Genomic DNA, 23,105 nt, shown 5'->3' on the forward strand with positions numbered 1-23,105 from the left:
CTATTTGCGTTGTCGCGCGGAGCCTCAGGCCGCGGTGTCGGCGTAACCGTGTATGCACGAGGCGTCGGTGTCGGCGTGAATCCAGACGGCCTCGGCGTTGGCGTAATATTGTATCCGCTCCCTGGCGAATTATAGCTGGAAGGATATCCGCCCAAATAGCCGCTGCCAGGCCCGCTGCCAAAATTGTTAAAGCGACCAGATCGGTCATTCGAGTCGAAATTAAACGGAGAAGAAAAGTCGAGTGGACTAATTGGGGTGAGGGGACTAACCGGTGCGACGGGGGCCGGAGCCCTCAGAGGGTTAATATTGGTCGGGGTAAAGTTGATTGGGTTGACGGGAGGCGCCGTCGGCGAAATGCCAGTAGGATTTGTCCGCTCAAAAAGCTTGTTTTCCTGAAGCCATTCAGCCTCGCCCGCATTCGCCTCATCGGCATCGAAATAATTCAACGCAAACTCGAGCGGAAGTCCCACTCCATACAAGGCGAACTTGCCCAGACGTCCCCAGGGTACCTTCGTTGCCACGGTCTCCCCCCCCGCAACTGCGGTATCCACGGCGCCAGCCGCAAGTTCTAGCAATCGTTGATATGCGGTAGAATTGGCAAAGAACTCTTTGTTTACCGCACTTGCAGCGAGTCTCGCCCCTTTTTTTGTCACATCGAGTGACCATAAATTGTTAGTGAATAGATTTTGACGAGTTAGGGCTGCCCCTATTTCGGACTGCAGGTCGCCCAGAGCTTCGATTACAGCTTTCGTTAAAGTTTCAGATGACCCCCTCGCCATCAGTCTATTTAAATCGCGGGCAACGTCCTTCAGTGGATCCATGTATGAACGAAGATGCCCTCCCGTATGAGGGGACATTCCGAACAAATTTGCCAAGCCTTCCGTGTTTGGGAGTTCCAGCAAATTTGCTGCCGCGTCTTTTGCTATGCCAAGGCCGTTAAAAAGAGCGGGATATCTATCGAACACGCTCTGCGGAATAAGGTGGTGAATGTCCCAATCGCTCATGAAATTTTCCGTTATAATTTGTGTAAAAAGCCAACCTGTTGGAAAGAAGTACCTTTAATACCCCTGTCTTTGCACATGTCCTTGAGCGATTGATCGCAAAATATTGAGCCAGCATCTTCAACCAAGCGAAACAAGTGTGCGCCTTTAAGGACAGCCGGCAAAAAACACCAGTCCGCTCCGCCCGATATCATATAGCCACCCCATTGAGTGACGCGAATTAGAGGGGAATTCTCGACATCCACCGCCTTACGGTATGAATCAACAACGCTGCACAGCCAGATTTTCGGGCCGGTCTTTCCGTTCGAAAACTCGGTCTCGCAAAGCAGGTAATCACATGAATTTGGAGCGAAACCCTCAAGCAAGCTCTTCATTTTGTCTGAGATGAAAAGGAAATACTCCACAGCATAAATGTCTTGCACTTTCCGCTTTGGATCAAAGATCAGCTTTGGCGTTTCGGCATAGTCGGGTATTCGCCACGGGCCGCCGGGCGAGTCGAGCATGCTATCCGGCCAAGGAGCGCCCAAGCGATCAAGGCCGAGGCCGCCACTATCTGGCTGCAGCCTGTCCAGATTTGCAAATTCCCAGCCGTAATTCCCATCTGAGTCAAGTATATAGATTTTTTGAGGCTTCGCTTTGGATCCACTCACACTTTCCCCCACGTTATTTTTGAAAGTACAGGCTGAACACTTGGCTTTCGCGGATCAGTGATTTCTCGATTTTTACGAGAATTTTTTGCTGATCCGATCCTATTGTATCGCCATCCGCGATGCTTGGTCGGTACTCGATCAAATACGCTGCGAACGCAAACATGAATTCATGCAAGCCTTGAATAGAGCCAGGATAGCCTCGCGCTTCGATCTCCCTTAAACCGAAGTTGCCCAAACCTTCCGTCGTGCAAAAGATTGAAGGCAGCGGAAACCGCGACTCCTCCTCTTTCGCAAAGTAGCAGGAAACAAAAAGCGGAACGGCGATCTCGTCATTCTTCGCAAGCACCGACAGGACCATTGGCGTCGGCAGCAACGTCCCTGAGGACGGATAGCCGACGCCGATCACGGAAGGGACGCCTGCCAGGATCAACTGCAACATCCTTTGCAGGGCTAAAGCTTTTTGTTTTGCGCCATTCCCGCCGAAAATAGTGACGATGATATGGGATCGGTGTTGGCTGACTTCTTTCCAGGCAGTCGGCCAGTACCAAGCATTTCTGATTTCCGGGTCAGTTTCACCTAAAGGAGCCTTAACATCCATGAACATTAGACTGCCGCTCAAATCGCTATCATGGAAGACGAAAAGTGGCTTGTTCTCGTCGCTTTCCGAAATATCGATGCCCGAGTCGGGCCGGCTTTGCTGCAACGCATGGGAAATAGGCGAAAGGCATCGCGAATCACCATCCCTCATGAATACGATCGCGATCATCGCTTCCGAACTGGACGCGGATTCACTCGGGGATGACACTGGAAAGCTCATTTGAGGGTCCTGCAAATTAGTGCGCAAGGTGAAGTACCTTAATAGATCCACCAATTGGTAGCACGGTTGAGAGTGAATACGTACCCAACTCGTACACGAAGCACGTCAACCCCTCACATCAGAAGAAAAGAAATGAGAATTTGATCAGCAGCCCTAAACAGATTAGAACTACCTTTATATTAAGTAAATTTCAACTTAACGGAGAGATATTTCCTCTCATATCGGTTGTCAATAGTGCCACTTAATGTCGTGCCTTTTCTTGAGTCGATACTCTTAGGTCGCCCGACAGTAGATTTGCTTTATGAGCCTGACCGAAAAAGAGTTGAGTGAAATCAGTCATTTGTGATTCTGTCTGTTTGCTTAGGACGAACGGAAACCACATGGGTTGAACTGATTTCACCCGTCGGCAATATGCCCGACGCGCGAGCCGCCATGCAAGTGATCAGACGGACCGTGAATGGGGATTGATCTCGCCTTGCCTACCAGGGCCAAGGCGTTTGGGCAGGCCACGTAGTACCGATCTTCGCGAGGTCGTGAATGCGCTGCTTTATATTGCTTCGACGGGTTGTCAGTGACGAATGCTGCCCAGGGATTTTCCACCGTTTACGACAGTTCAGGCCTATTTGTACGAATGGCGGGCAAAGAGTTTATGGGGCCGGATCAACCATCGTCTTGTGATAGAGACGCGCGAACTCGGAGCGGGACTGCGAGCTTTTCCAGCATCTCGACCGTCGGATTGTATTCGCGACGCTCGAGCGAGCCGACATAGGAACGGTCGACATTGGCCAGGAAGCTCAGTTGCTCCTGGCTTAGTTCGCGTGCCTCCCGCGCCTGTCTCAAATTCCGCGCGATGGTGTCCCGGATCATGTGCGCCTCATGGCGTTCTGCAGATTATTCAACGACGGAGTATACACCGCAAATCCAGCAGTTACGACCTTCGTATCGAGACCATCATCCAAACCCGGTCGCTATGGCGTGGTGAGCCTTCACTGCGGCGAGCGCGGCTGCGGCAAAAATTCAAAAAGGGAACAAGATCATGACATTGACCACTCGACGTCGCCCGCTCCTGCTTTCCATGCTGCTGACACTGGCAGCGCACGCTGGCGCCCTCTCGGCGCTAACGGCTGGCATGGCCGGACCAGCCGCCGCACAGGAAGAGCTGCGGATCGCGACATCCTACAAGGCTGATGACGCTGGATCCGCAGTATGCAAACCTCAACGAGAACAATTCGCTGCTCTCCCAAATCTACGAACGGCTGATCTATCAGGACGAGCATCTCGCCCTGACGCCCGGCCTTTCCGTTTCTTGGCGCGCGTCGTCGGACACGCAATGGGAATTCAAGCTCAGGCCGGGCGTCCGGTTTCATGACGGCTCGCCGTTCACCGCCGACGACGTGATCCGTTCCGTTCGCGACAAGATCGTCTACAGCACGATCGATCTTGCCAATGACAGCCAGCCCGACGATCCTCCCTCTCTCGACGGGCAGTCGGAAGTGGCGATCGCCCGCGCCGTCTTTGCCCGTTCCGGCAGGTTCGGACGAAGCGTCAAGGTGGACGCCGGCGACTTGCAGGGGAATCTCGAGGCGATTGCCTCGGCGTCGGCGAAGGGATCCCTCGTCATTGGCCTATCTGCACCACCATCATTGGGCCGCCGACTGGTATCAGGTTCCCGACTGGGTGAGCAGCGTCGCAAAACGCTGTATCGACGCCGGCACCGCCATGTTCGTCAGTCACGGCGCGCCCGTTCTGCAGCCGCTGGAAATCTATAGGCGGCGGCCGATATTTTACAGTCTCGGGAATTTCATCTTTCACGTGCGATCCGAAAAGTCGGCTTGGACCGCACCGGAGGTCTGGGAAAGCGTCGTTAGCCTTTGCTCGTTCGCAGAGAATGGAGATCTTCTTGGTGCGACCTTTCCCCAGTGGTCATTGGCGGGAGTGAAGGATTGAAGGATCGCGTCCTGGAACGGCGATTGGTTCCGCATCTTGCAAGCGGTGCGAATGCCGAGAAGATCCTCCACCGGTTCCGCGAGCAGTCGGCGCGCTTCGGTACGACCATCGAAATCTCGAACGGGATCGGATTGCTGCGTGTCTAGCTTGAGAGCCGAAGTCTCGCCCTTTCGTCGTTTGATTGACCACCGTGCACGCGACAGAGTGTTCGCAGCGCTTTCGGGCCGTTCTTCGCAGAGCGGGACGGAAACGGCGGCATCTGCGGCCGCCTTGAATGGGAGAATGTCGTGAGCAGGCGGAACGAACTCATCGAACGTTTTTTTCGCTATGTGGAGATCGAAAGCCAGAGCGATGCCCGTTCAGACGTCCTGCCCTCCTCGCCTGGCCAGCTCAAACTCACCTGCCTGCTGGCGGAAGAACTGCAGGGGCTTGGCGTCGATGACGTGCTGATTGACGACCAGGCAATCGTGACTGCGGTCAAGCGCGGCACGCGGCCTGGAGCCCCGAAGATCGGCTTCATCGCGCATCTCGATACGGTCGATGTCGGGCTTTCACCCGACATCAAACCGCAAATCGTCTCATTCGACGGGACAGATATTTGCCTGAACCTGGACCGGGACATCTGGCTGCGCGTCGACGAGCATCCGGAAATCCTGCCCTGGACCGGGCACGACATTATCCTCAGCGATGGGACCAGCGTGCTCGGCGCCGACAATAAGGCGGCGATCGCCGTCATCATGACGCTTCTGGCGGGCCTCGGACCCGACGATGCACGTGGGGACATCTTCGTCGCCTTCGTGCCGGACGAAGAGATCGGATTGCGCGGCGCCAAAGCCTTGGATCTCAGCCGTTTCGCCTGCGATTTCGCCTACACGATCGACTGCTGCGAACTGGGCGAATTGGTGCTCGAAAATTTCAACGCGGCGTCCGGCGAGATCCTGTTTTCCGGCGTCAGCGCCCATCCGATGTCGGCGAAGGGTGTGCTCGTCAATCCCCTGCTCATGGCGCTCGACTTCATCGCGCATTTCGACCGGCGGGACACGCCGGAATGCACGGACGGACGGAAGGGATTTTTCTGGTTCAAGGAGCTCCACGCAAACGATAGCGAGGCGCGACTGAATGTCATGATCCGGGATTTCGAGGACGTTGAATTTGAAAGACGCAAGGAAAAGATTCATGCGGTCGCCGAACTGGTGAAGGCAGGCCATCCGGGAGGGGGTATCGAGAGCCGGGTGACGGACACCTACCGGAATATCGCAGGCCATCTTGCGGTCGATACCCGTCCCGCATCCTTGCTGATCAGGGCCTTTGAGAAGGTCAGGGTTGAGCCGAAACACATTGCCATGCGCGGCGGCACCGACGGCGCGGTTCTGTCGGCGCGCGGCATTCCGACCCCGAACTTCTTTACCGGCGCCCATAATTTTCATTCGCGGTTCGAATTCCTGCCGGTGCCGGCCTTCGAGAAGTCACTCGCGGTCGCATGCGCGATCTGCGCCCTCGCCGCGGAGAAAGCTCCCTGACAGAGCGACAATTGCATAGAGTTGATACGGTTCCGCAGTGAAGCGGCCTCTCGTGAGCCAACTGTGACTGCCTCGCGAGCGGTTTCTTGCGGTCGAGAGGCTTCAACATGTCGGCGGCTTCGACGCCGAGAATTTTTGCGAGCCCGAGCACTATAGGTTCGGTCTGATTGCGATTTCAGCCAACAGCCAATTCTTGAAGGCCTGTATGCGCTGTCTTTGCACATTCTGCGGCTTAGTGACAAAATAATAAGACAAAGAGGTACCGATCGACCCAGCAATCGGTACCTCTACGAGACCATTTCCTATGGCTTCCTCAGCGTAGATGTCCCGAACGAGAGCAAGTCCTTGGGAAGCCGCCGCTGCCTTGATCATAAGTGCATCATCAGAAAAGCTTGTACCTCGCGCTGCTCGCCCACTCGGATCGTCTACGTTGTGTGCGCGAAACCAGGTGACCCAATCCATTCGATCGCGATCTTGCAAGAGCGGTAAAGCAAGGCAATCGGAAGGCGCCAGAATGGGCCCAACACTTGCCAAGAATGCCGGGCTGCCAATCACGACAAGCTGCGGCGTCAGGAGTTGCGTGACCGACATGCCGGGGTAATTCCCGCTTCCATGCCGGATCGCAACGTCAACCGGCTCATGCCGCAGATCGACCAAAGCCACTGAACTGTCGACCTTGACTTCAATATCAGGATAAAGCCTGGAAAATTTGCCAAGTCTCGGTACCAGCCAAGACGACGCGAAGGACGGCACCGTGGTCACAACCAACGAGTCCCGCTTGGGTTTACGATGATGGAAATCTTCGACGGCGTCTTGTATCTGCTGAAAGGGAAGATTCAGCGCCTCCATCAAACGAACGCCTTCAGCGGTTAGGTGCATATCCCTGCTCGACCGCTCAAAAAGCACGGTTCCCAATCGCTCTTCGACTATCCTTATTTGCTGGCTTATCGCGCCGGGGGTAACACCAAGGCTTTGTGCTGCCTCCTTCATGCTCCTGAAGCGCGCGACTTCGACGAAGGTTCTGAGAGAGATCAAGGAAATTTGTAAATTCATGCGGCGAGTTTAGCCAAACTAATTTTACTGACAAGAGAACTCGTTTGCGAGCCGCAACCAGCTCGTGCATTTCTTTGCTCAAATTGACGAGGTTTTGAAACGGCCTCTCCAGTAGATGCCATCGCCGAGGAGCCATAGCCGCTTGGCGCGCCTGTCTCCTGATCAGAGGTAGAAATGACGTATTCCGCCACCCCTATCGAACACCTTCCCGCCGAATCCCTGAGCCGAAGTGTGCTGCTCGTTTTGTCCGCTTCCTCCGGACTTGCGGTCGCAAACAGCTACTACAACCAACCGATGCTCGGCGAACTGTCATCCGAATTCGGACTGACGGCGGCGACCGCTGCTATGGTTCCGGTCCTTACCCAGTTGGGAAACGCGAGCGGAGTTCTGTTCATCGCGCCGCTGGGCGACCGCTTCGAGCGCAAACGCCTCATCCTGATAACCACCTCGGCACTCGTGGTTGCCCTAATCGCCGCCGCCGTCTCGGCCTCATTTCTGTGGCTCATCGTCGCAAGCTTTTTCGTGGGTCTCTTCGCAACCGTTGCCCAACAACTGGTGCCGCTTTCCGTTCATATTGCTCCGGCAAATATGAAGGGACAGGTGCTAGGAACCGTCACCGGCGGAATTCTTCTTGGAATCCTGCTATCCCGTACGTTAAGCGGCTTCGTGACGGACTGGTGGGACTGGCACGTCATGTTCTGGATTGCGGCGGCGCTCATGACGTCCGTCGGCCTGGTTCTCGCCTTGAAGCTGCCACGCGTCGCGCCGACCACCAGCATCGGCTATTTCAGCCTCATCGCCTCTTTGTGGGCGCTGCTGCGCGAACACAGCATTCTGCGCCGCGCGGTGTGTATCCAAGCGGCAATTTTTGCAGCGTTTCTCGCATTCTGGTCAAATCTGGCGCTGCTTCTCGCCCAAGAGCCCTACCGCCTTGGATCCTCTGCCGTCGGATTGATCGCTCTCGTCGGTGCGGGCGGGGCACTTGCAGCTCCCCTTGCAGGCCGCCTTGCCGACAAAAGAGGATCAGCAGCTGTAGTCTCGACCGGAGCTGCAATGGTGATTGCCGCCTTTGCGACTTTCATCACAATTCCAGGCTCGATTACTGCACTGGTCATCGGCGTCATCATCATGGATCTCGGCGTTCAGTCTTCCCAGGTGGCTAATCAGGCCAGGGTTTATGCGCTCGATCCCACTGCGAGAAGTCGCCTCAATACGATCTTCATGGCCACAATGTTGTTTGGCGGATCTCTCGGAGCCGGCGCCGGCGGCATTGCATTTTCTAAATACGGCTGGATCGGAACCTGCAGCTTTGGCGCATTTGCTGCGACGACCGCTCTGCTCATCGCGGTGAGAAAACCGGCCGCAAAATAACGAAACTCAATCGACCAACCAAGGAGGAAAAATAGCAATGAATATTTCCATTCCGTCACCGCTGGCCAAAGAGGCTTTTGAAGCCATGTCCAAGGCAGATCGCATTCAAGCTGTTCTAAGCATCGTCGATGAAGCCGAATATGAGGCGGTGACGACTAAGCTCGCATCGTTGTTCGGCCTTGAATACAATTTCGGACAGGCCCACAAATTCGGCATCAAGACCATCATTAAAAGCCGCGTCTTCGACTTCTCAGACGGCATCTCGTTGCCCTCCCGTTTGTTCATGATCCTGCATACGCTCGGCCACTACTATTTCATCTCGCGCGCCGACAAGATGGGCATTGATCGCTACAAATACATTTACGACACGTTTGAGAACACCAATCTTCATGTCTATGAGCAGGCTGAAGCGAAGGCAGTGCAAGAGGCACGCATTGTCACCGACAAGATCAGGCGAGATCGGACGGAGTTCGAGATCAGAGCGAACGATTATTCTGCGGATCTGCTTCGTGCGATCGGCCATCCTCACCTGATCCCGCTTATCAAGCTCTATGAACCGGCGGATATCAATTACATTCTTGATGTGACCGAAGGCGGCAAAGACGCCATCGTCCCGACCGACTTCGACTACCTCGATCGCTATGTCTGCAACAATCAGACCGTCGTCGAAGAAGACAACGTAGAGCGCATCTACGAGGCCGGTATCTTTAATATCGCCGCTATCGATTGGGACTTACTGGCAAAATCGAAATTGGAAATCCACTTCTTCTGATTTTTCCCACGTCACGAACTCGGAGCCAGCGTAGTCGCTGGCTCATTCAGCGCAAAAACAATGGGAGGACCCAATGAATCTTGAGCTGCCACAATCTCTGAGAGACGTGGTTTCGAGCGGCGCAGTCCAGAGCGACGCGCGAGCAACAATTGCCGAAGCCGTGAAACAGATCCTGACTGCGGCAGGCGAAGATCCGCAGCGCGAAGGGTTGCGCGATACACCTCTTCGCGTCGCGAAAATGTTCGAGGAGCTGTTCTCTGGCCTTGCGGAAGATCCACGCGATCATCTCCAAACGCAATTCAGCGACGACCAGCATGAAGACATGGTGATCGTCAAGGACATACGCTTTTATTCCGTCTGCGAGCACCATCTCGTGCCATTCTTCGGGAAAGCCCACGTTGCCTACATTCCCCAAGGAGGTCGCTTGACCGGCCTCAGCAAAATCGCTCGGGTTGTTCAGACCGTGGCAAGAAGGCCGCAGCTTCAAGAGCGGCTCAACTCTCAGATTGTTGATGCCATGTGGGACGCATTGAAGCCGAAGGGTGTGCTGGCGATGGTCGAGGCGGAACACATGTGTATGGCAATGCGCGGAATTCGATCACCTGACAGTTCCACGTTGACAGTGGTGTCCCGCGGCACCCTGGAAACCGATCAGGTGCTAAGGGCCGAAACGTTCAAACTCCTGCGCGGATGATCGCATGGCCAGCTCGTCATCTAATTCATCAAAGCCAGTGGCGTTAGTCACTGGCGGTGCCGTCCGCATAGGTCGGGCGATCTCCGAAAAACTGGCCAAAAGTGGATATGCAGTCGCCATCCATGCCAGGGAAATCAATGGTTCGGCGAACGACTTTGCGCAGTCCATCACAGCGGCCGGTGGCGACGCAATTGTCGTCGACGGCGATCTTTCCGATCAGTGTGCCGTGGAGACGCTGGTTGCGCGCGCATCCACCCAACTTGGTCCCGTCACGCTGCTCGTCAACAATGCCTCCAAGTTTGATCCAGACGACGTGCTCTCATTGGATCGAGATCTATGGGACGCTCATTTTGCCATCAACTTGCGCGCCCCGGCTTTTCTAACGAGGGACATGGCGAGACGGTTGCCCGCAGATCAGGTCGGGTCGGTGGTCAACATCATTGACCAACGGGTCTGGAAGCTCACCCCTCAGTTCGCATCCTATACCCTTGCTAAAACTGCACTTTGGGCCGCCACGCGGACTTTCGCACAAGCCTTGGCCCCGCGCATAAGGGTCAACGCGGTCGGCCCTGGTCCCACACTGAGCAACGTGCGGCAACATCCGGATGACTTTGCGCGCCAATCAAGTGGCGTATTGCTCGGCCGAGGTGGCTCGCCGGCCGAAATCGCGGACGCCGTTATTTATCTCGCTGGTGCCGCAAGCATTACCGGTCAGATGATTGCAGTCGATGGCGGCCAACATCTCGCTTGGCAGACACCCGATGTGAATGGAGTTTCGGAATGATCAACATGAATGTGGCTCGCCTGTCAAAAGCGTTTCTTGTTCTCCTGATCGGCCTGTTTGGCGTCTTGGTCGCAGCAAACAACGTTTTCGATTACGGTTCCAACTTTAACTTCATTCAGCATGTGATGCTGATGGACACGACATTTCCTGACAATGATTTGATGTGGCGAGCGATCCCTTCGCCAGCTGCCCATCATGCGGCATACTGGATGATTATCGTCGGCGAAATGCTGACGGGACTACTTTGCATTTGGGGATCCGTGAGGCTGGTGACGCATTCTCGTGAGCCGCGGGACCTTTTTGTCAAATCAAAACGCACGGCGATACTCGGACTGACGCTCGGTATTTTCGTCTGGTTCTTTGGCTTCATGGTGGTGGCCGCCGAATGGTTTTTGATGTGGCAGTCTCAACAGTGGAACGGCGTCGACGCAGCGTTCCGCTTCATAATGTGCATCAGTGCCGTTTTGATCTACCTGACCCAACAAGATCCTGATTGAGGGGCTGGCGGGCGATATCAGGGATCGAGGAAGCGTACGGAGCACGCCCGCCGGATCGCCTTCGAGCCGAAGTCGATCCGGCGGCAATCCCTCCTTGAAGGGATAAGAACCGGCGACCCCGCATTACACGATCTTGCAATTGAGGGATTCGAACTATCGGCCTGTTCCCACCAGACTACGAGTAGGTTGGCTGCGGGGGCTCGCAACACCCGATTCCTGCGATTGGTTGAGCGACACGTACCAAAGCTGGCAGCATAAACGATTATCGGTCGTCTTGAAGGGATCAGAATCGACGCCCCTGTTGTTCAAAGCCCCCTCCGTCTCAATTCGCCATTAGCGGACATCGACTCGGCCCGGATGGAAAGACCGATGTGGGGCCGGGAGCGGACTGACCGGGCTTGGCGTCATGGACTGAATTTTTTGCCTTAGTCCGTGGTAGCGCTGCAGGCCTACGGACCGGACGGTGCACGGTCGCCGCATCTATCCGTCTGGACGCCGCTAGGTTTCGCGCCCGACGCATTGCCTTCTAAGCTCCTTTTTTGGGGGCATCTGGCCTACGAGTGGACGGTATGGATGTATTCGCACGGGGGCCTGGCTACATCAGCCTGATGGTCATTGACCAAGAAATGGCAGAATTGCCGGCCCCGGCCTTCTTGCCTGCCGCACCCCCGCATTGGCAACCTTTAGTTCATCCCGATGACGAGCGGAGCTGGGCGTACATACACCGCGTAGGTCAGCACCGCATGCTGGTTGCAGAAGCACTCCATCGCAAACTCGTGGCGGGTTCCGTTCACATCCGTCAGCACGATGCTGCCATCGAAAACCGGCCCCCTCTTGGCGCCTCCGCAATTGGCGCGCAGGAGGTTCCAACAGAACTCCTGTGTGATGCCGGGGAAACGCTTCCTGAAGGCTTCCGATCGGATGAAATACCGCACGTCCTTGCCGTCGGGCTCCCGCCCGATATCAGCGTGGTGAGGATGGGCACTGACCATTCCGAAGGCCGGCTGCTGCTTGTCGCGTTCCTCCACCGTGCGCCACAGCGTGGTGGTTATAGTGTTGCCGTACCGCTTGGCCATCGTCTGGATGGTTTTGAAGGTGATTGCAATATCTCGAGCTTCGGTCGCAAAGCGGTCCTGGAGGAACAGCAACCGCGCCGCCGCGAAGTTTGCCTCGGCCTCGACATCCGCGTGGCAATCCGGATCGAGGGTGTATTGGTCGTCGCCGAAGAGGAAATCCTTATGCCACGGAATGAAGCTGTGGCCGACTTCGTGCGCTTCGATCCAACGCTTCTTGGCGTCGGGAACGCCCTCGTCGATCAGGATGCGGTTGCCGTCAGGCACCCATAGCGCCGACAGTTTGGCCTTCTTCACCACGTCTACCAGAAGGGTCGGGCGCACGAGCACCTGCTTGCCGGCCACTTTCATCCGGTGGGCGATTTCCTGCAGCAGCGAGGGGTTGGTGAGGCTGTAGAACTTGAGGTCGAGGTCGAGCAGCAATCGAACATCAGCAAAACGGAGGGGCGGTTCGGGATTGCCCAAATCGCGAAGAATCCGATCGACAAGCCGACGTATGTCTTCCGCTTCGTAGGCTCCGACCGTCCCTCCGTTCATCGCTTCACTTTTGACTTAATACCAGGAATTTGACGAAGCCTTCCAAGTCTTGTCGCTCCTGTTTGGTCAGTTTGGACAGGTCGTCCGATTTGGCCGCGAACTTTTGAGCCTCTTCCTGCAAGGCCTCGTCTCGCGTCACGGTCGCCCCCGACAGCTTCATCAATGCCTGCGGCGGCATAGCGAAGTGCTCGGCCAGTTGGTGGACCGTCCGTGGTCTCGGTTTGTAGTTGGGGTCGAGCTCTATCAACCTGATTTCCCGCGCTTCCACCCGCGCTTTTTCGGCCAGCGCCTCGACGGACAACTGGTCGCGTCGTCGCAACTGGCGAATGAACACCCCGAAGGCGTGCTTAAGTTCGACCACGTACCCTACGTCCGACACCAGTTCGGACGGCAAGAACATGCCTATGTTATCGACAGCCTCGATCGGCCATCCCGCGTCATTGTCCGTATCCGGATCGGACTCGATCTTTCGCCGGAGCCAGTCGCGTGAGACAAGCATCTCCATCATCTGCTCCCTTGTTATGCGAGGAACGCGCGCGCTTGGGCTTCGGTCAGCTCGAAATAGCGCATGCGAGTCTCATCTATCCCTAAGTCGGTCATTCCAACCGTATCACGATACCAAGCGTCTGCTTGTGGCAAGGCGTGCAACCCCACTCTTCCACTGAATTCCTCTTGGACGCTAAGGCTGATGGCAGCGACCATCATGATTCGCCCAACGCCCTTGAAGCGCGGAGCGGGATCGAACCGCCGCCTGTTCCAAGGCGCGGTGGCCAACAGGTCTATCGTGACTAGTGGTTTTCCGTGTTGGGTGGGTTCCCTAGCGAAGCCCGCGGTCGTCACGAGCATGAGGCCCTGAGTGGCGCCTTCAGCTACGATTGCGAACGATTGCCGGTCGAGGCGATTGGAAGACATTTCGACCTTCTCGGACCATCGCCAATGAGCGTCCTGAAGTTCGTTTTCGCCAATCGATTCGTTGTTCAGTCGATTCTGTGCCCTCAGATGCTCGATCCTGGCCTGCATGAGTGGGCGCCAGGAAGCGTCGATGTCTGCGACGTTGCTCGATCCGGCGGGGCTCACTACTTGGGCCTCGACGAACTTGCCCGTTCTGCGGTCCAACAGGTCGAACATGCCAATCAACGTTCCCGACATGATGCTAGCTCAGCACCATCAGTTCGGCCTTTTCCTTGGTTGACGGGTGTTCGAAGAACACCTTCTCGCCTCGGTCTATCCTGTCCGTAATGGACTGATAGAGCCTGAGTGCCTGCCTCACCAAGGCGGTCTTAGACAATCCCTTCTCGTCCGCAAGGCGGTCGACCAGATCCATCTCTTGTGAACTCAAATTCAGAGTCATCGTACGTTTTTCACTCATGCGCTTCCCTCCGTGTGTACGCGCGGTTCTACCATTCTCCACTCGGGTTGTCAACATTAATTAGCCATTAAATAAATATTGACTAGCTATTTTTTAGCTAGTATTTGATGAATTATCGAAATCAAGGAGTCTTTGAGATGAGTGACGTTAATCCCAACCGCACGATCGAGATTGCGGGCACCGATCTGGTATTCCGCACGGTTCCCATGAGAGACCGGACGCCGTCGGGCGGCCAGATCGCCTTGGCTGCCGGCTTCGCATCGGACGATCACGTTTATGTCTTGCAGCTACTCGACGACGGCGAACTCGAAGATGTGCGGCACCGCGAATCCGTACTTCTGTCGGACGGCGGGCGCTTCCTGGTCGCCCTCAGTGATCGTTCCTTTCGCATCGCCTTTTCGGGTGACGCCGTTGACTGGCCCGCGCGCTTCATCACGGCGGCGACGCTGCGCAAGCTCAAGAACGTGGCAGCCGACAAAGGCATCTATCTCGAAAAGGCCGACGAGCCTGACATTGCCCTCGACGAGGAGGCACTGATCGATCTGGACGAGGCAGGGGTGGAAAGCTTCAAGCCCGGCAAGCTTGTTGGTCCGAAAAAGCAGACGGTTCGGGTTAAGCATCTCGGCGAACTCGAAACCGCACGGTTTAAGGTGGATGGCTCGACCACGCTGGCCGGACTCTGGGACCAGGCTTACCGGGAGCTCGAGGTCACGCGCACGGAGCGTGACGTGCTCCAAGCAGACACCGCCGGTGGGCCGGTCAGCCTTATGGATCACCTTTCGCTGTCGCTCGAGGCGGCGCAGCGGCAGGGCCTGTGCGACAAGAAGTTCGAGATCGCAGCCCGCACCGGGGGCGCGTGACATGGCGGTGCACGGATCACGGCCGACCCTCGATCTGCGGGCGGGAAGGCAGGTGTTGGATCAGCACCTGCCACGCGTCCTCGAATTCGAAGGTCAAAGCATGGAGGAGCTGGGTTGGAACCAGTTGTCGGACCGCACGCTGCTCGTCCCCATGCGCGGTACGCACGAGGGGGTCGTTGAGGAATATCTCCTTCGGCTGGACTTCATCGCCGGCGCCGACTGGCCGCCGAGCGCCAGGTTCGTCAATCCCGCGACCCATGACTACGCGGGGCAATCCGACCAGCATTACCTACCGCAGTTGACCTCGCCCGAGGTCCACGTTCATCCCGCGTACCCAGGGCCCGACGGCGTGATCCAGCTCGTCTGTTGTTCGGCGGTCTTTGAATATTACGACGTCAACCACGGCGGTGAGGACGCAATTCTCTGGCGCACCGGTGACACGTTCCGCAACACCCTGTCGGCGATAGGACGGGCCTTCCGAACCAACTATCAAGGAAGGTTCGAGCGATATGCAGGATGAGTATCTCTTGCGCCGTGCCCCGGCACCGAGCCCCTACGTTCCCAGCCGCTTTGTCCTTCAGCTGCCGCCGACCGCGATCTCGGCGACGCGCGAGATGCTGCAACGCGCCGGTCGCCGAGAGGCGTGCGTGTTCTGGTACGGAGACCGCAGCGGCGACATCGCAACGGTTTGCTCAGTCCGTGCCCCTCGCCAACGATCCATGCCTGGCAACTATCACGTCGAGGCCGATGCGATGAGCGAGTTGGTGCATGACCTGCCCGACGGCTGGAAGCCTTTGGCCCAGATCCATAGCCACCCCGGGGCCAATACCGAGCACTCCCGATACGACGATGCCATGATTTCCAGCCGTCGTATCCTGTCGCTCGTGTTTCCGGCCTACGGAATGCAGACGGCAGCATGGCCACAGGGCATCGGGGTGCACGAGTGGCAAAACGACTACTGGCACATGCTCGCTCCCCGACAGGTTCAAGACCGCCTTGTCGTGATGCCGGGGCCCGCGCTCGACACGAGAGACTTCCGATGACGGATCTGGCATTGGGTGATCGACACTCGAGACCGCTTGATGGACTGGGCAACGAGGCGGAGATGATCACCGTGCTTTTGCGCGCCGGCAGCGTCACGGGCAAGGTCAACCGTCAGCATATGCTGGTGTGCCTGACCAACCTGACGGCAAGGCTGCATGGCGTGGTTCGCGCGATCCAGGTTGATGTCGAAGGCGATATCTCGGTGGTCAGGCCAAACGGCGCCGGTCCGATCGATGCGATGGAGGGACTCGAAAATCTCGCGACATGGGCAAACGGCGGACGGATTCCTGTTTTGCCGGAAGACGGCACAGCGGACATCGTCGTCGACCTGACCGGAAAAGGCGCCAGCGGCGCGGATCTCTACTGCTGGGGCGCGGGATGGAAAGCATGGATAGGCCGCGAACCGCACCGGTTCGAGCGTGGATCCGACCGCCGGGAAAGCATCGGCCCGTATCTTGCGGCCTGCCTGGTCGCCGGCGAGCTTTTCAAGCGCGCGAAGGGGCTCAGGAAGGGTCGCTTCGCCGATGATGATGCCTATTCGCTTTGGGACGGTTCGGCAGGCCGGTGGGACGACCTAGACGACGGACCGAATCTGGTCGGCTCGCACCTACCGCCGCTTTACCTCATCGGCGCTGGAGCCGTTGGACAAGGCTTCATCCAGATACTCGGCGCCAGCGAACTTGCTGATACGTTCGTGGTATCGGTCGACCATGATCACCACGACAAGGAGGGTACCAACCTTAATCGCTGTTTTCTGGCCGGCATCGCCGACATTGGCCAGCTCAAGACACATGCCGTGGCGCGCTACCGCGCGCTGTCCGGTTTGGGTGGCATGGAGCATGCAGGCACGTTGCGCGACTATATTAAGGGAGCCCATCCCGGGCTGCATCCGCAGCTGGCCGAGGCGGAAGCGACTGACGAATACGACCTGGTCGTTTCCGCCGTGGATATCGACACGTCACGCCAGGATATTCAGGGCTTACACCCTCGGATAGTCATAGGCGGCAGTACGGATAGCCTGCGGGCGCAGTCGGTGACGTACGGACTGGTCCAAGGCGCCGAATGCCTCGGTTGTTGGAATGTCCCGAACGACAATTTGGCCCGCGCCGCCGAGAGGGAAGCGGCACTGCGGGCCATGTCCGAGGCGGATCGTCGCCGGGAACTGGCCGGGCATGTGGACGATCTCGATGCCGCAATGGCCTTCCTGGCGTCGAAGCAACCAAAATGCGGGCAGATGGGCGAGCGGGACGTCAAAAGCTTCGTCGGGCGCATGCCGCCCGAGTTCTCCGTATCATTCGTATCCATGACTGCTGCCATCCTGACAGCCGCCGGCCTATTCCGGGTCGTCTCGGGAGAAACCAAATCACGGTCGCCCAAGACCGTTTTCCAGTTCAAGAACCTGTCGATGGCCGAAACCGCGACACCGAGGCGCGATGGCTGCCCATATTGCTCAGGCAGCTAGACCCGCGGGGCCGCTGACGTCCTGCCAGGCAGGAAGACATCATCTGTGGCGACAGATGCCTCTGCCACATTCATGCGGCACGCCGACTTGTAAGAGGTCTGGCAAGTTAATTGCCAGGATGGTGCCCGCCGATCGAGCGGCAGTCGCAGATGCGGACAGAAAGGTATTTACCCCGTTGCTGGGCTTGAGGGCAGATTAGCTGGCTGCTTGCCATCAGAATACGCAACCACGCTCATCTCAAAAGAAGGCGTTCCCGGGAGGGGCACGCGGCTCATTACGATTGGACGGAACGAAACTGACGTAATGCCGCTCACAATTATATCCTCAACATTGATTTGATGAGGGCTACAAGAAGCGAGCGCGCCATTCCCCATTTTGCTACTGTTGCCTCGACATGCGAAATATTTATCGCTTTTGGGGGACTTTTCATGAGCACTAAGGACGCTCGCAATCAATTCATCGGAATGCTCCTCGCTGAGACAGCGCCCGAGGAACTTCCTCTGCTGGAAACTTACGTTGCTGCCATCGACACTGCAGAAGCGGGCCGCCGCGCGGGCAAAGGCCTTGGTATCCCTCCAGAATGGGTGGGTGCGATCGGGGTCGCGTCGGTCTTCGTCGGCCAGGTCGTGTATAATGTTCTAGGTGAGTGGGTGAAGGATACGGCAAGTGAGATTGCAAAAAAGTATGTGGTCGATACTGGGGTCGAAGCTTTGAAGGGGTGGTTGAAACGCCCCGACAAGGCGTCATTGGACAAGGTCCTGACGACCGATGGCCGGCTTGCGATCCTCAAGGTGGTCGAGGAAGATGCCACGAAGGCTCGGCTCTCTAGAAAGGACACGGAAAAGCTCAAGAAGTCCGTGCTGAAACGCCTTGGCGTCGGGTAAGATAAAGCGTGCCACCGAGACGGAAGCGCGGCTGCCGTCCCGCTCGATATTCGCAGCAGAGGTTCGGCTTATGCGCCATGAAGCCCTGCGGCGGGCAATCTTACTAAGCCTGATATCGCTGATCGTGCCATCCCTTGTCCTCGGAAGTAGTTGGACAGCCGAACTCTACGACCTCATCTTGCCGCTCGGACCACCGGGTTCGGCGCTTCTACATGCAATGGGGCTGCTCACGATTCTGACGCTCGGCGTAGTCTGCATCGGCGAATACCGGGCCACACGACTTTTGAGAAAAGGACGTCCGATCCCTGCGCAAGCATTGACGGTTGTCGCTGACCTCGCCGCGCAGGCTGGCGTTAACGCCGATGCCATAGGCTTCGGTAAGCTCGACGAGGAAGGCATAGAGGCAGTGGTCGCCGGCCGTTCCCGTGTCATTCGTATTGGCACATTATGGGTGCGAAGCTCCATTCTTGAGCCAGCACGATTTCGGTTTGCGATTGCACACGAGATCGCTCATCTCGCGAGTGGCGACCCAAGGGCGGAGCGCATAGTCAACGCTGCCGTCCTGATCGGCGGCCTCGCCATGATGGCGGCGATCGGCAGGATCATCGCCTATGTCGGAGGTGATACGCTGGCACTGTCTCACCTCGATCTTCCAACGCTACTCTTTGTCTTGAGGAACGCAGTTCCAGCCATCCTTGCCAATCTGGTCGCGCTCGGTACGCTCGCGGTGCTAATACTCCTCGAAAGCCGCGCCTCTGCTCGCTTGCGCGAATTCCATGCGGACGCGATCGCTCGAAACCTCTCCGGCGGCGATGGGCTTGGTAAAGTTACCAGCATGCGGTCAAAGGACTCCGGCATCGGCTTTGTCAGTAGACTGCTGGCGGTCCATCCCCCGACACAGCAACGGTTCCTCGCCCTTAAACGCGCTGGAACCGCCTTCAGTGCCGACGAGCTTTTGTTCATCCTCGTTGGATACTTCAGTGGAACTATCCTCGAAATAACGTTGCAGCTTAATTTTGTCATGGCAAGTCCGGGTGTCTCGACGCTCGCGCAACGAAAGGCGCATCTCACGGCTGAGATGGCGGAGAACCCTTTTACCTACTGGACAATCTTAGGGCTCTCGACTGCCCTCCTGGTTCTGTCGCAGTCACTGATTCTCGGACGAATGCTGATTACCGAAGAAACTCGCAAACCGCCTCGTCATGCTGCTTCCTTAGCCCTCCGGTTGCTCAGTCTCGCTGGAGTGGGTAGTTTCATCGCTTTGGCGACAAGCCAGACTGTCTATTTCGAACTGTCGGAGGCAGGTTGGAATATGCTGCACTGGATTGCCGGCGATCCGGATCGAGTCGGGCTGCATGCTTGCCTTTTCCTATCATTGACGATTTCTGCCTTCGTGATCCTGACCGTTCCATCACTACGAGACAAAGGGCCAATTTATCCGTTGATGGTGGTTTCGCCCACCTTGAGCACATTGGCACTCGGTATCTGGTTTTATTTCTGATGTTGACAAGCGCCCCCGACGATCGGGACCCAATTGGAACCGGCCTTCTGTATTGAGGTAGGCTGAAATGCGAACGGACTGCATATCAAAAAAGTGAGATTATGAATGTCCACCCGATACGGTAGCTGGAACGATATCCTCGTTCTGCCAGAAGATCTGATTGCATTTGCATGGTCAGCGCCAATGCGCGATCTTGCCGCAAAGCTTGATATTTCGGATGTTGGGCTGCGCAAGCAGTTGACCAACTACGGCGTTCCACTCCCGCCACAAGGCTACTGGAATAAAGTCCATGCGGGAAAGCCGCTACCATTTCGCCCCAGTCCTCCACCTCGCCGCCCGGGCCAGGTTGGACGAGTGAAGGTGGATCCTCGTTATGCGAAAATTCTCTCAGTTGCCGAAGCCATGCCGTCCTCAGGTCCCTTTGCCTCTGCGATTGTTCCCGATGATTTGGACGACCTTTTCAGGCAGGAATTGAGCGCCGTTGGAAGCGTTACGGTTGCGAAAGCCATCGGCGTTCCCCACAGAGGACTCGCGCATCTCCTCAGACAGGAAGCTCGCAGACAGGAGAAGTTCTTAAAGAGCAGCTGGGAGACGGACCGACCCATGTTTGACTCGCCGCTCTCAAAACGATGCCTGCGGATATTGAATAGCCTGTTTCTTGTGCTCAGCAAGCGTGGTCATGATGGTGACGCGTATGAATATAGCGGGGAACTCCGCGCCCGCGCGATCATCGGCGACACTTATCTCGGCCTGAATCTAGCTATTGTCGGCAAGCACAAGAAAGTTCGTAGAAATGGATATGAAAGACCGGCTCCCGATCTGCCGGCGTCAACAACGCTGGCGCTGAGTCTCGCCGCAGATTTTGACGGCCGTGTCTCGAAAAGCTGGCAGGATGATGCAGACAATCGACTCGAAGATAAGATTGCCGTGATTGCGGCGGAACTCATCGTGGCGGGAGAAGAAAAGTTCAGAAAAAGCCTAAAGGAAGCCGAAGAACGGGCAGAGGAGGTTCGTCAGGAAGCAGAGAGGCAGCGGCGGAAGCGGCTCGAAGAGTTGAACCAGCAACGGCTGGATAACCTAAGAATGTCGGGTGACCTGCTACGTCGGGCACAAGATATCCGGGCGCTCGTGGAGCGTGTGCGTATGGCAATCACAGAAGGCTCCGCTGAGATTGACGAGGCAAGGCTGACGGCCTGGGAGCGATGGGCACTCCGAGAAGCGGACAGGATCGACCCGATCAGGTCTGGCCAGTTCCTGACCCATTTGGATGAACCATCCGCTTAGATTACCTTGCAATTCACATAAGGCATCGCCAAGCCCGCACTGTTGCAGGCAGTCGCGGATCTGTTTCGGCGCCCGCTATTTGCCGGCATTACTCCGGAATCGGCAAAGATGCATTTCCGGTGTTCGCCGGAGCCTAGCGAATGGCAAAATTCCTTGGCCTCAACATTGTCACTGCGGCACGGCGCGAAACGCAATGATGTTTCAAGTGTGTCAATTCTTTCAATGACGCTTAATCGCGATTTTGTGCCAGCAATGATTCCGATCAGACAGACCGTAGTGTAAGCATAGCTCGGAAATTGTTCATTCAGGCAGATAACTGGTAATACTTTACCCGCCCAGGAGACCGCATCATGGAATGGCTTAAACTTCTTGACCGTCAGCGCCTTTCCGATGCGGCGTATGAAGAAAAGGCTGACCGACCATCCTTCGTGCAGGACGCGGATCGCATAACATTTTCAGCGCCTTTTCGCCGCCTCGCGAACAAAACGCAGGTTCATCCTCTCTATGAAAACGACCACCTTCATCATCGCCTGATTCACAGTGTCGAAACGGCAAGCGTCGGGCGCTCCCTTGGGATTGCGGTCGGCGACTGGCTTGAGAAGGAGCATTCACTGCCAGCAGGCGAAAAGCACGCGGTCGCGGGAATCGTTCAAGCGGCCTGCCTTGCGCACGATATCGGCAACCCGCCCTTCGGACATTCCGGTGAGGCCGCGATCGGACAATGGTTTTCCCAGAAGTTCGCGGGTGAGACAGAACTGTTTGCCGCGCTGGATCAAACCAGACGCCAGGAATTTGAAGCGTTCGAAGGCAATGCGCAGGGCTTTCGCTTAATCACGAAGCTTGAAATGTATCGCAATGAAGGCGGAATGCGGCTATCGCGGAGTGTCTTGGCAGCCTTTTCGAAATATCCGACGACTGCGCACGTTCGGTCAGTCGCCAACCAAACGCATGACTATTGCGGCCTGAAAAAATTCGGCATTTTCGAAAGTGAACTTGACCTTTTTGCGGATGTCGCAAGTGGCGTCGGCTTACCAGAAGGCGACGGCGATGGGCTTCGCTGGTGGCGGCGCCACCCCCTTGTCTTCCTCGTCGAAGCGGCAGATGACATCTGCTACAATATCCTTGACTTGGAAGACGCTTTTACATCCGGCGACTTCACGCAGGAAACTGTCATGGAGCATCTTCATGCTCTGGCGGGCAAAACGAACCGAGACCTCTCAGCCCGTCGGCCCGAGGAGGTCATAGCTTATGCGCGAGCCCGCAGTATCGGCAGTGCGATAGATGCCTGTGTCGAAGCCTTCAAGCAAAACTACGATGCCATCATGGCGGGGACATTCTCCGGATCCCTCGTCGGTGCGTCTCGCCAGAAAGCAGAGTTCGACAAGATCAAGGCTCTTGCATCGCAGCGCCTGTTCACGTCGCGACGAAAGACCGAGTTGGAGGTTCTCGGACGAAACGTCGTTCATCAGGTACTGGATGGCTTGGAAGGCGTTTACAGGGCTCTGATGGCGAACGGGTGGAAGGAAGCAGATCTGGACGGCTACCACAAGCAATTGTGTCGGGCGACCGGTCTCGATTTACGCGACGTCACCGATCCCTATACCGCGCTTCATTCGCTAACAGATTATGTTTCGGGCATGACGGACCGTTATGCAGTCAAGATCGCTCGCCTGGTCTCCGGCACATAACGAACGATCTCTGGATCTGGCCGCAAAGCAGGGAGTCGCGTTTTGTGGGAGATTCCATCGACAAACCTGGGAAAGGCATTTTTGACGCGCCTCGTCCGATGACGCGAAACGCGGAGATGCAGTTGTTGAGGCGCCGTGCCGGTCGTCAGGATACCCGCCCTTGTTTTGGCGGAAAAACCAGTGTTTTCGACCGTTGTGGGTTGCTGGGGAAACTGCGAACCGTCGTTGCAGAATCACCATATGTGTGCTGCATTTCCACTTATGCGGGAGCGTCGCTCCTTTGGAAGTGGACCTATT

24 protein-coding genes and 3 pseudogenes are annotated in these 23,105 nt (G+C 56.6%); 18 read left to right on the forward strand and 9 right to left on the reverse strand.

The window, feature by feature from the left end; translation table 11 throughout:
• Positions 1 to 770: 770 nt before the first annotated feature.
• The 3 genes and pseudogenes from KQ933_RS33865 to KQ933_RS30845 form a co-directional block, all read right to left on the reverse strand.
• Positions 771 to 1,004 (reverse strand): annotated as a pseudogene (locus KQ933_RS33865) (AHH domain-containing protein); the annotation flags it as partial.
• 11 nt (positions 1,005 to 1,015) lie between these two features.
• A complete protein-coding gene (locus KQ933_RS30840; RefSeq protein WP_216759803.1) occupies positions 1,016 to 1,651 on the reverse strand; it encodes a DUF1629 domain-containing protein in 636 nt (211 codons plus the stop codon).
• A gap of 13 nt (positions 1,652 to 1,664) precedes the next feature.
• Positions 1,665 to 2,468: a DUF4261 domain-containing protein gene (locus tag KQ933_RS30845; protein ID WP_216759804.1), complete on the reverse strand. Its 804-nt coding sequence runs from the start codon at positions 2,466 to 2,468 to the stop codon at positions 1,665 to 1,667.
• Between the two features lie 380 nt (positions 2,469 to 2,848).
• Between KQ933_RS30845 and KQ933_RS30850 the strand changes: the two are divergent.
• Positions 2,849 to 3,193 (forward strand): annotated as a pseudogene (locus tag KQ933_RS30850) (transposase); the annotation flags it as partial.
• On the opposite strand, the gene KQ933_RS30855 reads toward KQ933_RS30850, so the two are convergent.
• Positions 3,129 to 3,335 carry a helix-turn-helix transcriptional regulator gene (locus KQ933_RS30855; protein WP_216759805.1) on the reverse strand — a complete coding sequence of 69 codons (207 nt, stop codon included), beginning with the start codon at positions 3,333 to 3,335 and terminating at the stop codon, positions 3,129 to 3,131. The pseudogene KQ933_RS30850 and the gene KQ933_RS30855 sit on opposite strands and share 65 nt — an antisense overlap.
• Before the next feature lie 208 nt (positions 3,336 to 3,543).
• Here KQ933_RS30855 and KQ933_RS33870 point away from each other — a divergent pair.
• The 4 genes and pseudogenes from KQ933_RS33870 to pepT all read left to right on the forward strand — a co-directional run.
• Positions 3,544 to 3,868 (forward strand): annotated as a pseudogene (locus KQ933_RS33870) (ABC transporter substrate-binding protein); the annotation flags it as partial.
• A 46-nt stretch (positions 3,869 to 3,914) separates the two neighbouring features.
• The gene (locus KQ933_RS30865; protein ID WP_367882548.1) at positions 3,915 to 4,415 is read left to right on the forward strand and encodes a CapA family protein; all 501 of its coding nucleotides are present in this window, start codon (positions 3,915 to 3,917) and stop codon (positions 4,413 to 4,415) included.
• Positions 4,412 to 4,561, forward strand: a complete 150-nt coding sequence (locus KQ933_RS33875) for a hypothetical protein (RefSeq protein WP_367882535.1) — start codon at positions 4,412 to 4,414, stop codon at positions 4,559 to 4,561. Before KQ933_RS30865 ends, KQ933_RS33875 begins: the two co-directional genes overlap by 4 nt.
• Positions 4,562 to 4,702: 141 nt before the next feature.
• Positions 4,703 to 5,935: a peptidase T gene (pepT, locus tag KQ933_RS30870; protein WP_216759806.1), complete on the forward strand. Its 1,233-nt coding sequence runs from the start codon at positions 4,703 to 4,705 to the stop codon at positions 5,933 to 5,935.
• 150 nt (positions 5,936 to 6,085) lie between these two features.
• On the opposite strand, the gene KQ933_RS30875 is transcribed toward pepT, so the two are convergent.
• A complete protein-coding gene (locus KQ933_RS30875) occupies positions 6,086 to 6,988 on the reverse strand; it encodes a LysR substrate-binding domain-containing protein (protein ID WP_216759807.1) in 903 nt (300 codons plus the stop codon).
• A 174-nt stretch (positions 6,989 to 7,162) separates the two neighbouring features.
• Between KQ933_RS30875 and KQ933_RS30880 the strand changes: the two genes are divergently transcribed.
• The 5 genes from KQ933_RS30880 (at position 7,163) to KQ933_RS30900 (ending at position 11,106) form a co-directional block, all read left to right on the forward strand.
• Complete coding sequence (locus tag KQ933_RS30880; RefSeq protein WP_216759808.1) at positions 7,163 to 8,359, forward strand: MFS transporter; 1,197 nt, start codon at positions 7,163 to 7,165, stop codon at positions 8,357 to 8,359.
• A 37-nt stretch (positions 8,360 to 8,396) separates the two neighbouring features.
• On the forward strand, positions 8,397 to 9,131 hold the full coding sequence (locus KQ933_RS30885; RefSeq protein WP_216759809.1) for a hypothetical protein: 735 nt from the start codon (positions 8,397 to 8,399) through the stop codon (positions 9,129 to 9,131).
• A gap of 73 nt (positions 9,132 to 9,204) precedes the next feature.
• Positions 9,205 to 9,825: a GTP cyclohydrolase I FolE gene (gene folE, locus KQ933_RS30890; protein WP_216759810.1), complete on the forward strand. Its 621-nt coding sequence runs from the start codon at positions 9,205 to 9,207 to the stop codon at positions 9,823 to 9,825.
• Between the two features lie 4 nt (positions 9,826 to 9,829).
• The gene (locus KQ933_RS30895; RefSeq protein WP_216759811.1) at positions 9,830 to 10,609 is read left to right on the forward strand and encodes an SDR family oxidoreductase; all 780 of its coding nucleotides are present in this window, start codon (positions 9,830 to 9,832) and stop codon (positions 10,607 to 10,609) included.
• A 5-nt stretch (positions 10,610 to 10,614) separates the two neighbouring features.
• Entirely contained in the window at positions 10,615 to 11,106 is a 492-nt protein-coding gene (locus tag KQ933_RS30900) for a DUF2165 family protein (protein ID WP_216760913.1), read from the forward strand.
• A gap of 683 nt (positions 11,107 to 11,789) precedes the next feature.
• Here KQ933_RS30900 and KQ933_RS30905 read toward each other — a convergent pair.
• Genes KQ933_RS30905 through KQ933_RS30920 form a run of 4 tightly spaced genes read right to left on the reverse strand, consistent with a single transcriptional unit; the run spans position 11,790 to position 14,085 of the window.
• Positions 11,790 to 12,716 (reverse strand): ImmA/IrrE family metallo-endopeptidase, encoded by a 927-nt coding sequence (locus tag KQ933_RS30905; RefSeq protein ID WP_216759812.1) that lies wholly within the window; start codon positions 12,714 to 12,716, stop codon positions 11,790 to 11,792.
• A gap of 4 nt (positions 12,717 to 12,720) precedes the next feature.
• The gene (locus tag KQ933_RS30910) at positions 12,721 to 13,224 is read right to left on the reverse strand and encodes a helix-turn-helix transcriptional regulator (protein ID WP_253958377.1); all 504 of its coding nucleotides are present in this window, start codon (positions 13,222 to 13,224) and stop codon (positions 12,721 to 12,723) included.
• Positions 13,225 to 13,235: 11 nt separating this feature from the next.
• Entirely contained in the window at positions 13,236 to 13,865 is a 630-nt protein-coding gene (locus KQ933_RS30915; protein ID WP_216759813.1) for a GNAT family N-acetyltransferase, read from the reverse strand.
• A gap of 4 nt (positions 13,866 to 13,869) precedes the next feature.
• Positions 13,870 to 14,085: a ribbon-helix-helix protein, CopG family gene (locus tag KQ933_RS30920; RefSeq protein ID WP_216759814.1), complete on the reverse strand. Its 216-nt coding sequence runs from the start codon at positions 14,083 to 14,085 to the stop codon at positions 13,870 to 13,872.
• Positions 14,086 to 14,222: 137 nt separating this feature from the next.
• On the opposite strand from KQ933_RS30920, the gene KQ933_RS30925 reads away from it, so the two are divergent.
• The 8 genes from KQ933_RS30925 to dgt all read left to right on the forward strand — a co-directional run bounded on the left by KQ933_RS30925 (position 14,223) and on the right by dgt (position 22,808).
• Positions 14,223 to 14,945, forward strand: a complete 723-nt coding sequence (locus tag KQ933_RS30925) for a multiubiquitin domain-containing protein (protein ID WP_216759815.1) — start codon at positions 14,223 to 14,225, stop codon at positions 14,943 to 14,945.
• A gap of 1 nt (position 14,946) precedes the next feature.
• Positions 14,947 to 15,465 carry a hypothetical protein gene (locus KQ933_RS30930; protein ID WP_216759816.1) on the forward strand — a complete coding sequence of 173 codons (519 nt, stop codon included), beginning with the start codon at positions 14,947 to 14,949 and terminating at the stop codon, positions 15,463 to 15,465.
• Positions 15,455 to 15,988, forward strand: a complete 534-nt coding sequence (locus KQ933_RS30935; RefSeq protein WP_216759817.1) for a Mov34/MPN/PAD-1 family protein — start codon at positions 15,455 to 15,457, stop codon at positions 15,986 to 15,988. The genes KQ933_RS30930 and KQ933_RS30935 overlap by 11 nt, the downstream gene beginning before the upstream one ends.
• Positions 15,985 to 17,451: a ThiF family adenylyltransferase gene (locus tag KQ933_RS30940; RefSeq protein ID WP_216759818.1), complete on the forward strand. Its 1,467-nt coding sequence runs from the start codon at positions 15,985 to 15,987 to the stop codon at positions 17,449 to 17,451. Before KQ933_RS30935 ends, KQ933_RS30940 begins: the two co-directional genes overlap by 4 nt.
• A 428-nt stretch (positions 17,452 to 17,879) precedes the next feature.
• Positions 17,880 to 18,335, forward strand: coding sequence for a hypothetical protein (locus KQ933_RS30945; RefSeq protein ID WP_216759819.1), 456 nt, complete (start codon positions 17,880 to 17,882; stop codon positions 18,333 to 18,335).
• Positions 18,336 to 18,405: 70 nt separating this feature from the next.
• On the forward strand, positions 18,406 to 19,836 hold the full coding sequence (locus KQ933_RS30950) for a M48 family metalloprotease (RefSeq protein ID WP_216759820.1): 1,431 nt from the start codon (positions 18,406 to 18,408) through the stop codon (positions 19,834 to 19,836).
• Positions 19,837 to 19,941: 105 nt separating this feature from the next.
• The gene (locus KQ933_RS30955) at positions 19,942 to 21,120 is read left to right on the forward strand and encodes a hypothetical protein (protein WP_216759821.1); all 1,179 of its coding nucleotides are present in this window, start codon (positions 19,942 to 19,944) and stop codon (positions 21,118 to 21,120) included.
• Between the two features lie 350 nt (positions 21,121 to 21,470).
• Positions 21,471 to 22,808, forward strand: a complete 1,338-nt coding sequence (gene dgt / locus KQ933_RS30960; protein ID WP_216759822.1) for a dGTP triphosphohydrolase — start codon at positions 21,471 to 21,473, stop codon at positions 22,806 to 22,808.
• The last annotated feature ends 297 nt before the right edge of the window (positions 22,809 to 23,105 follow it).

The sequence above is a fragment of the Rhizobium sp. WYJ-E13 genome (assembly GCF_018987265.1).
Classification (GTDB): Bacteria; Pseudomonadota; Alphaproteobacteria; order Rhizobiales; family Rhizobiaceae; genus Rhizobium.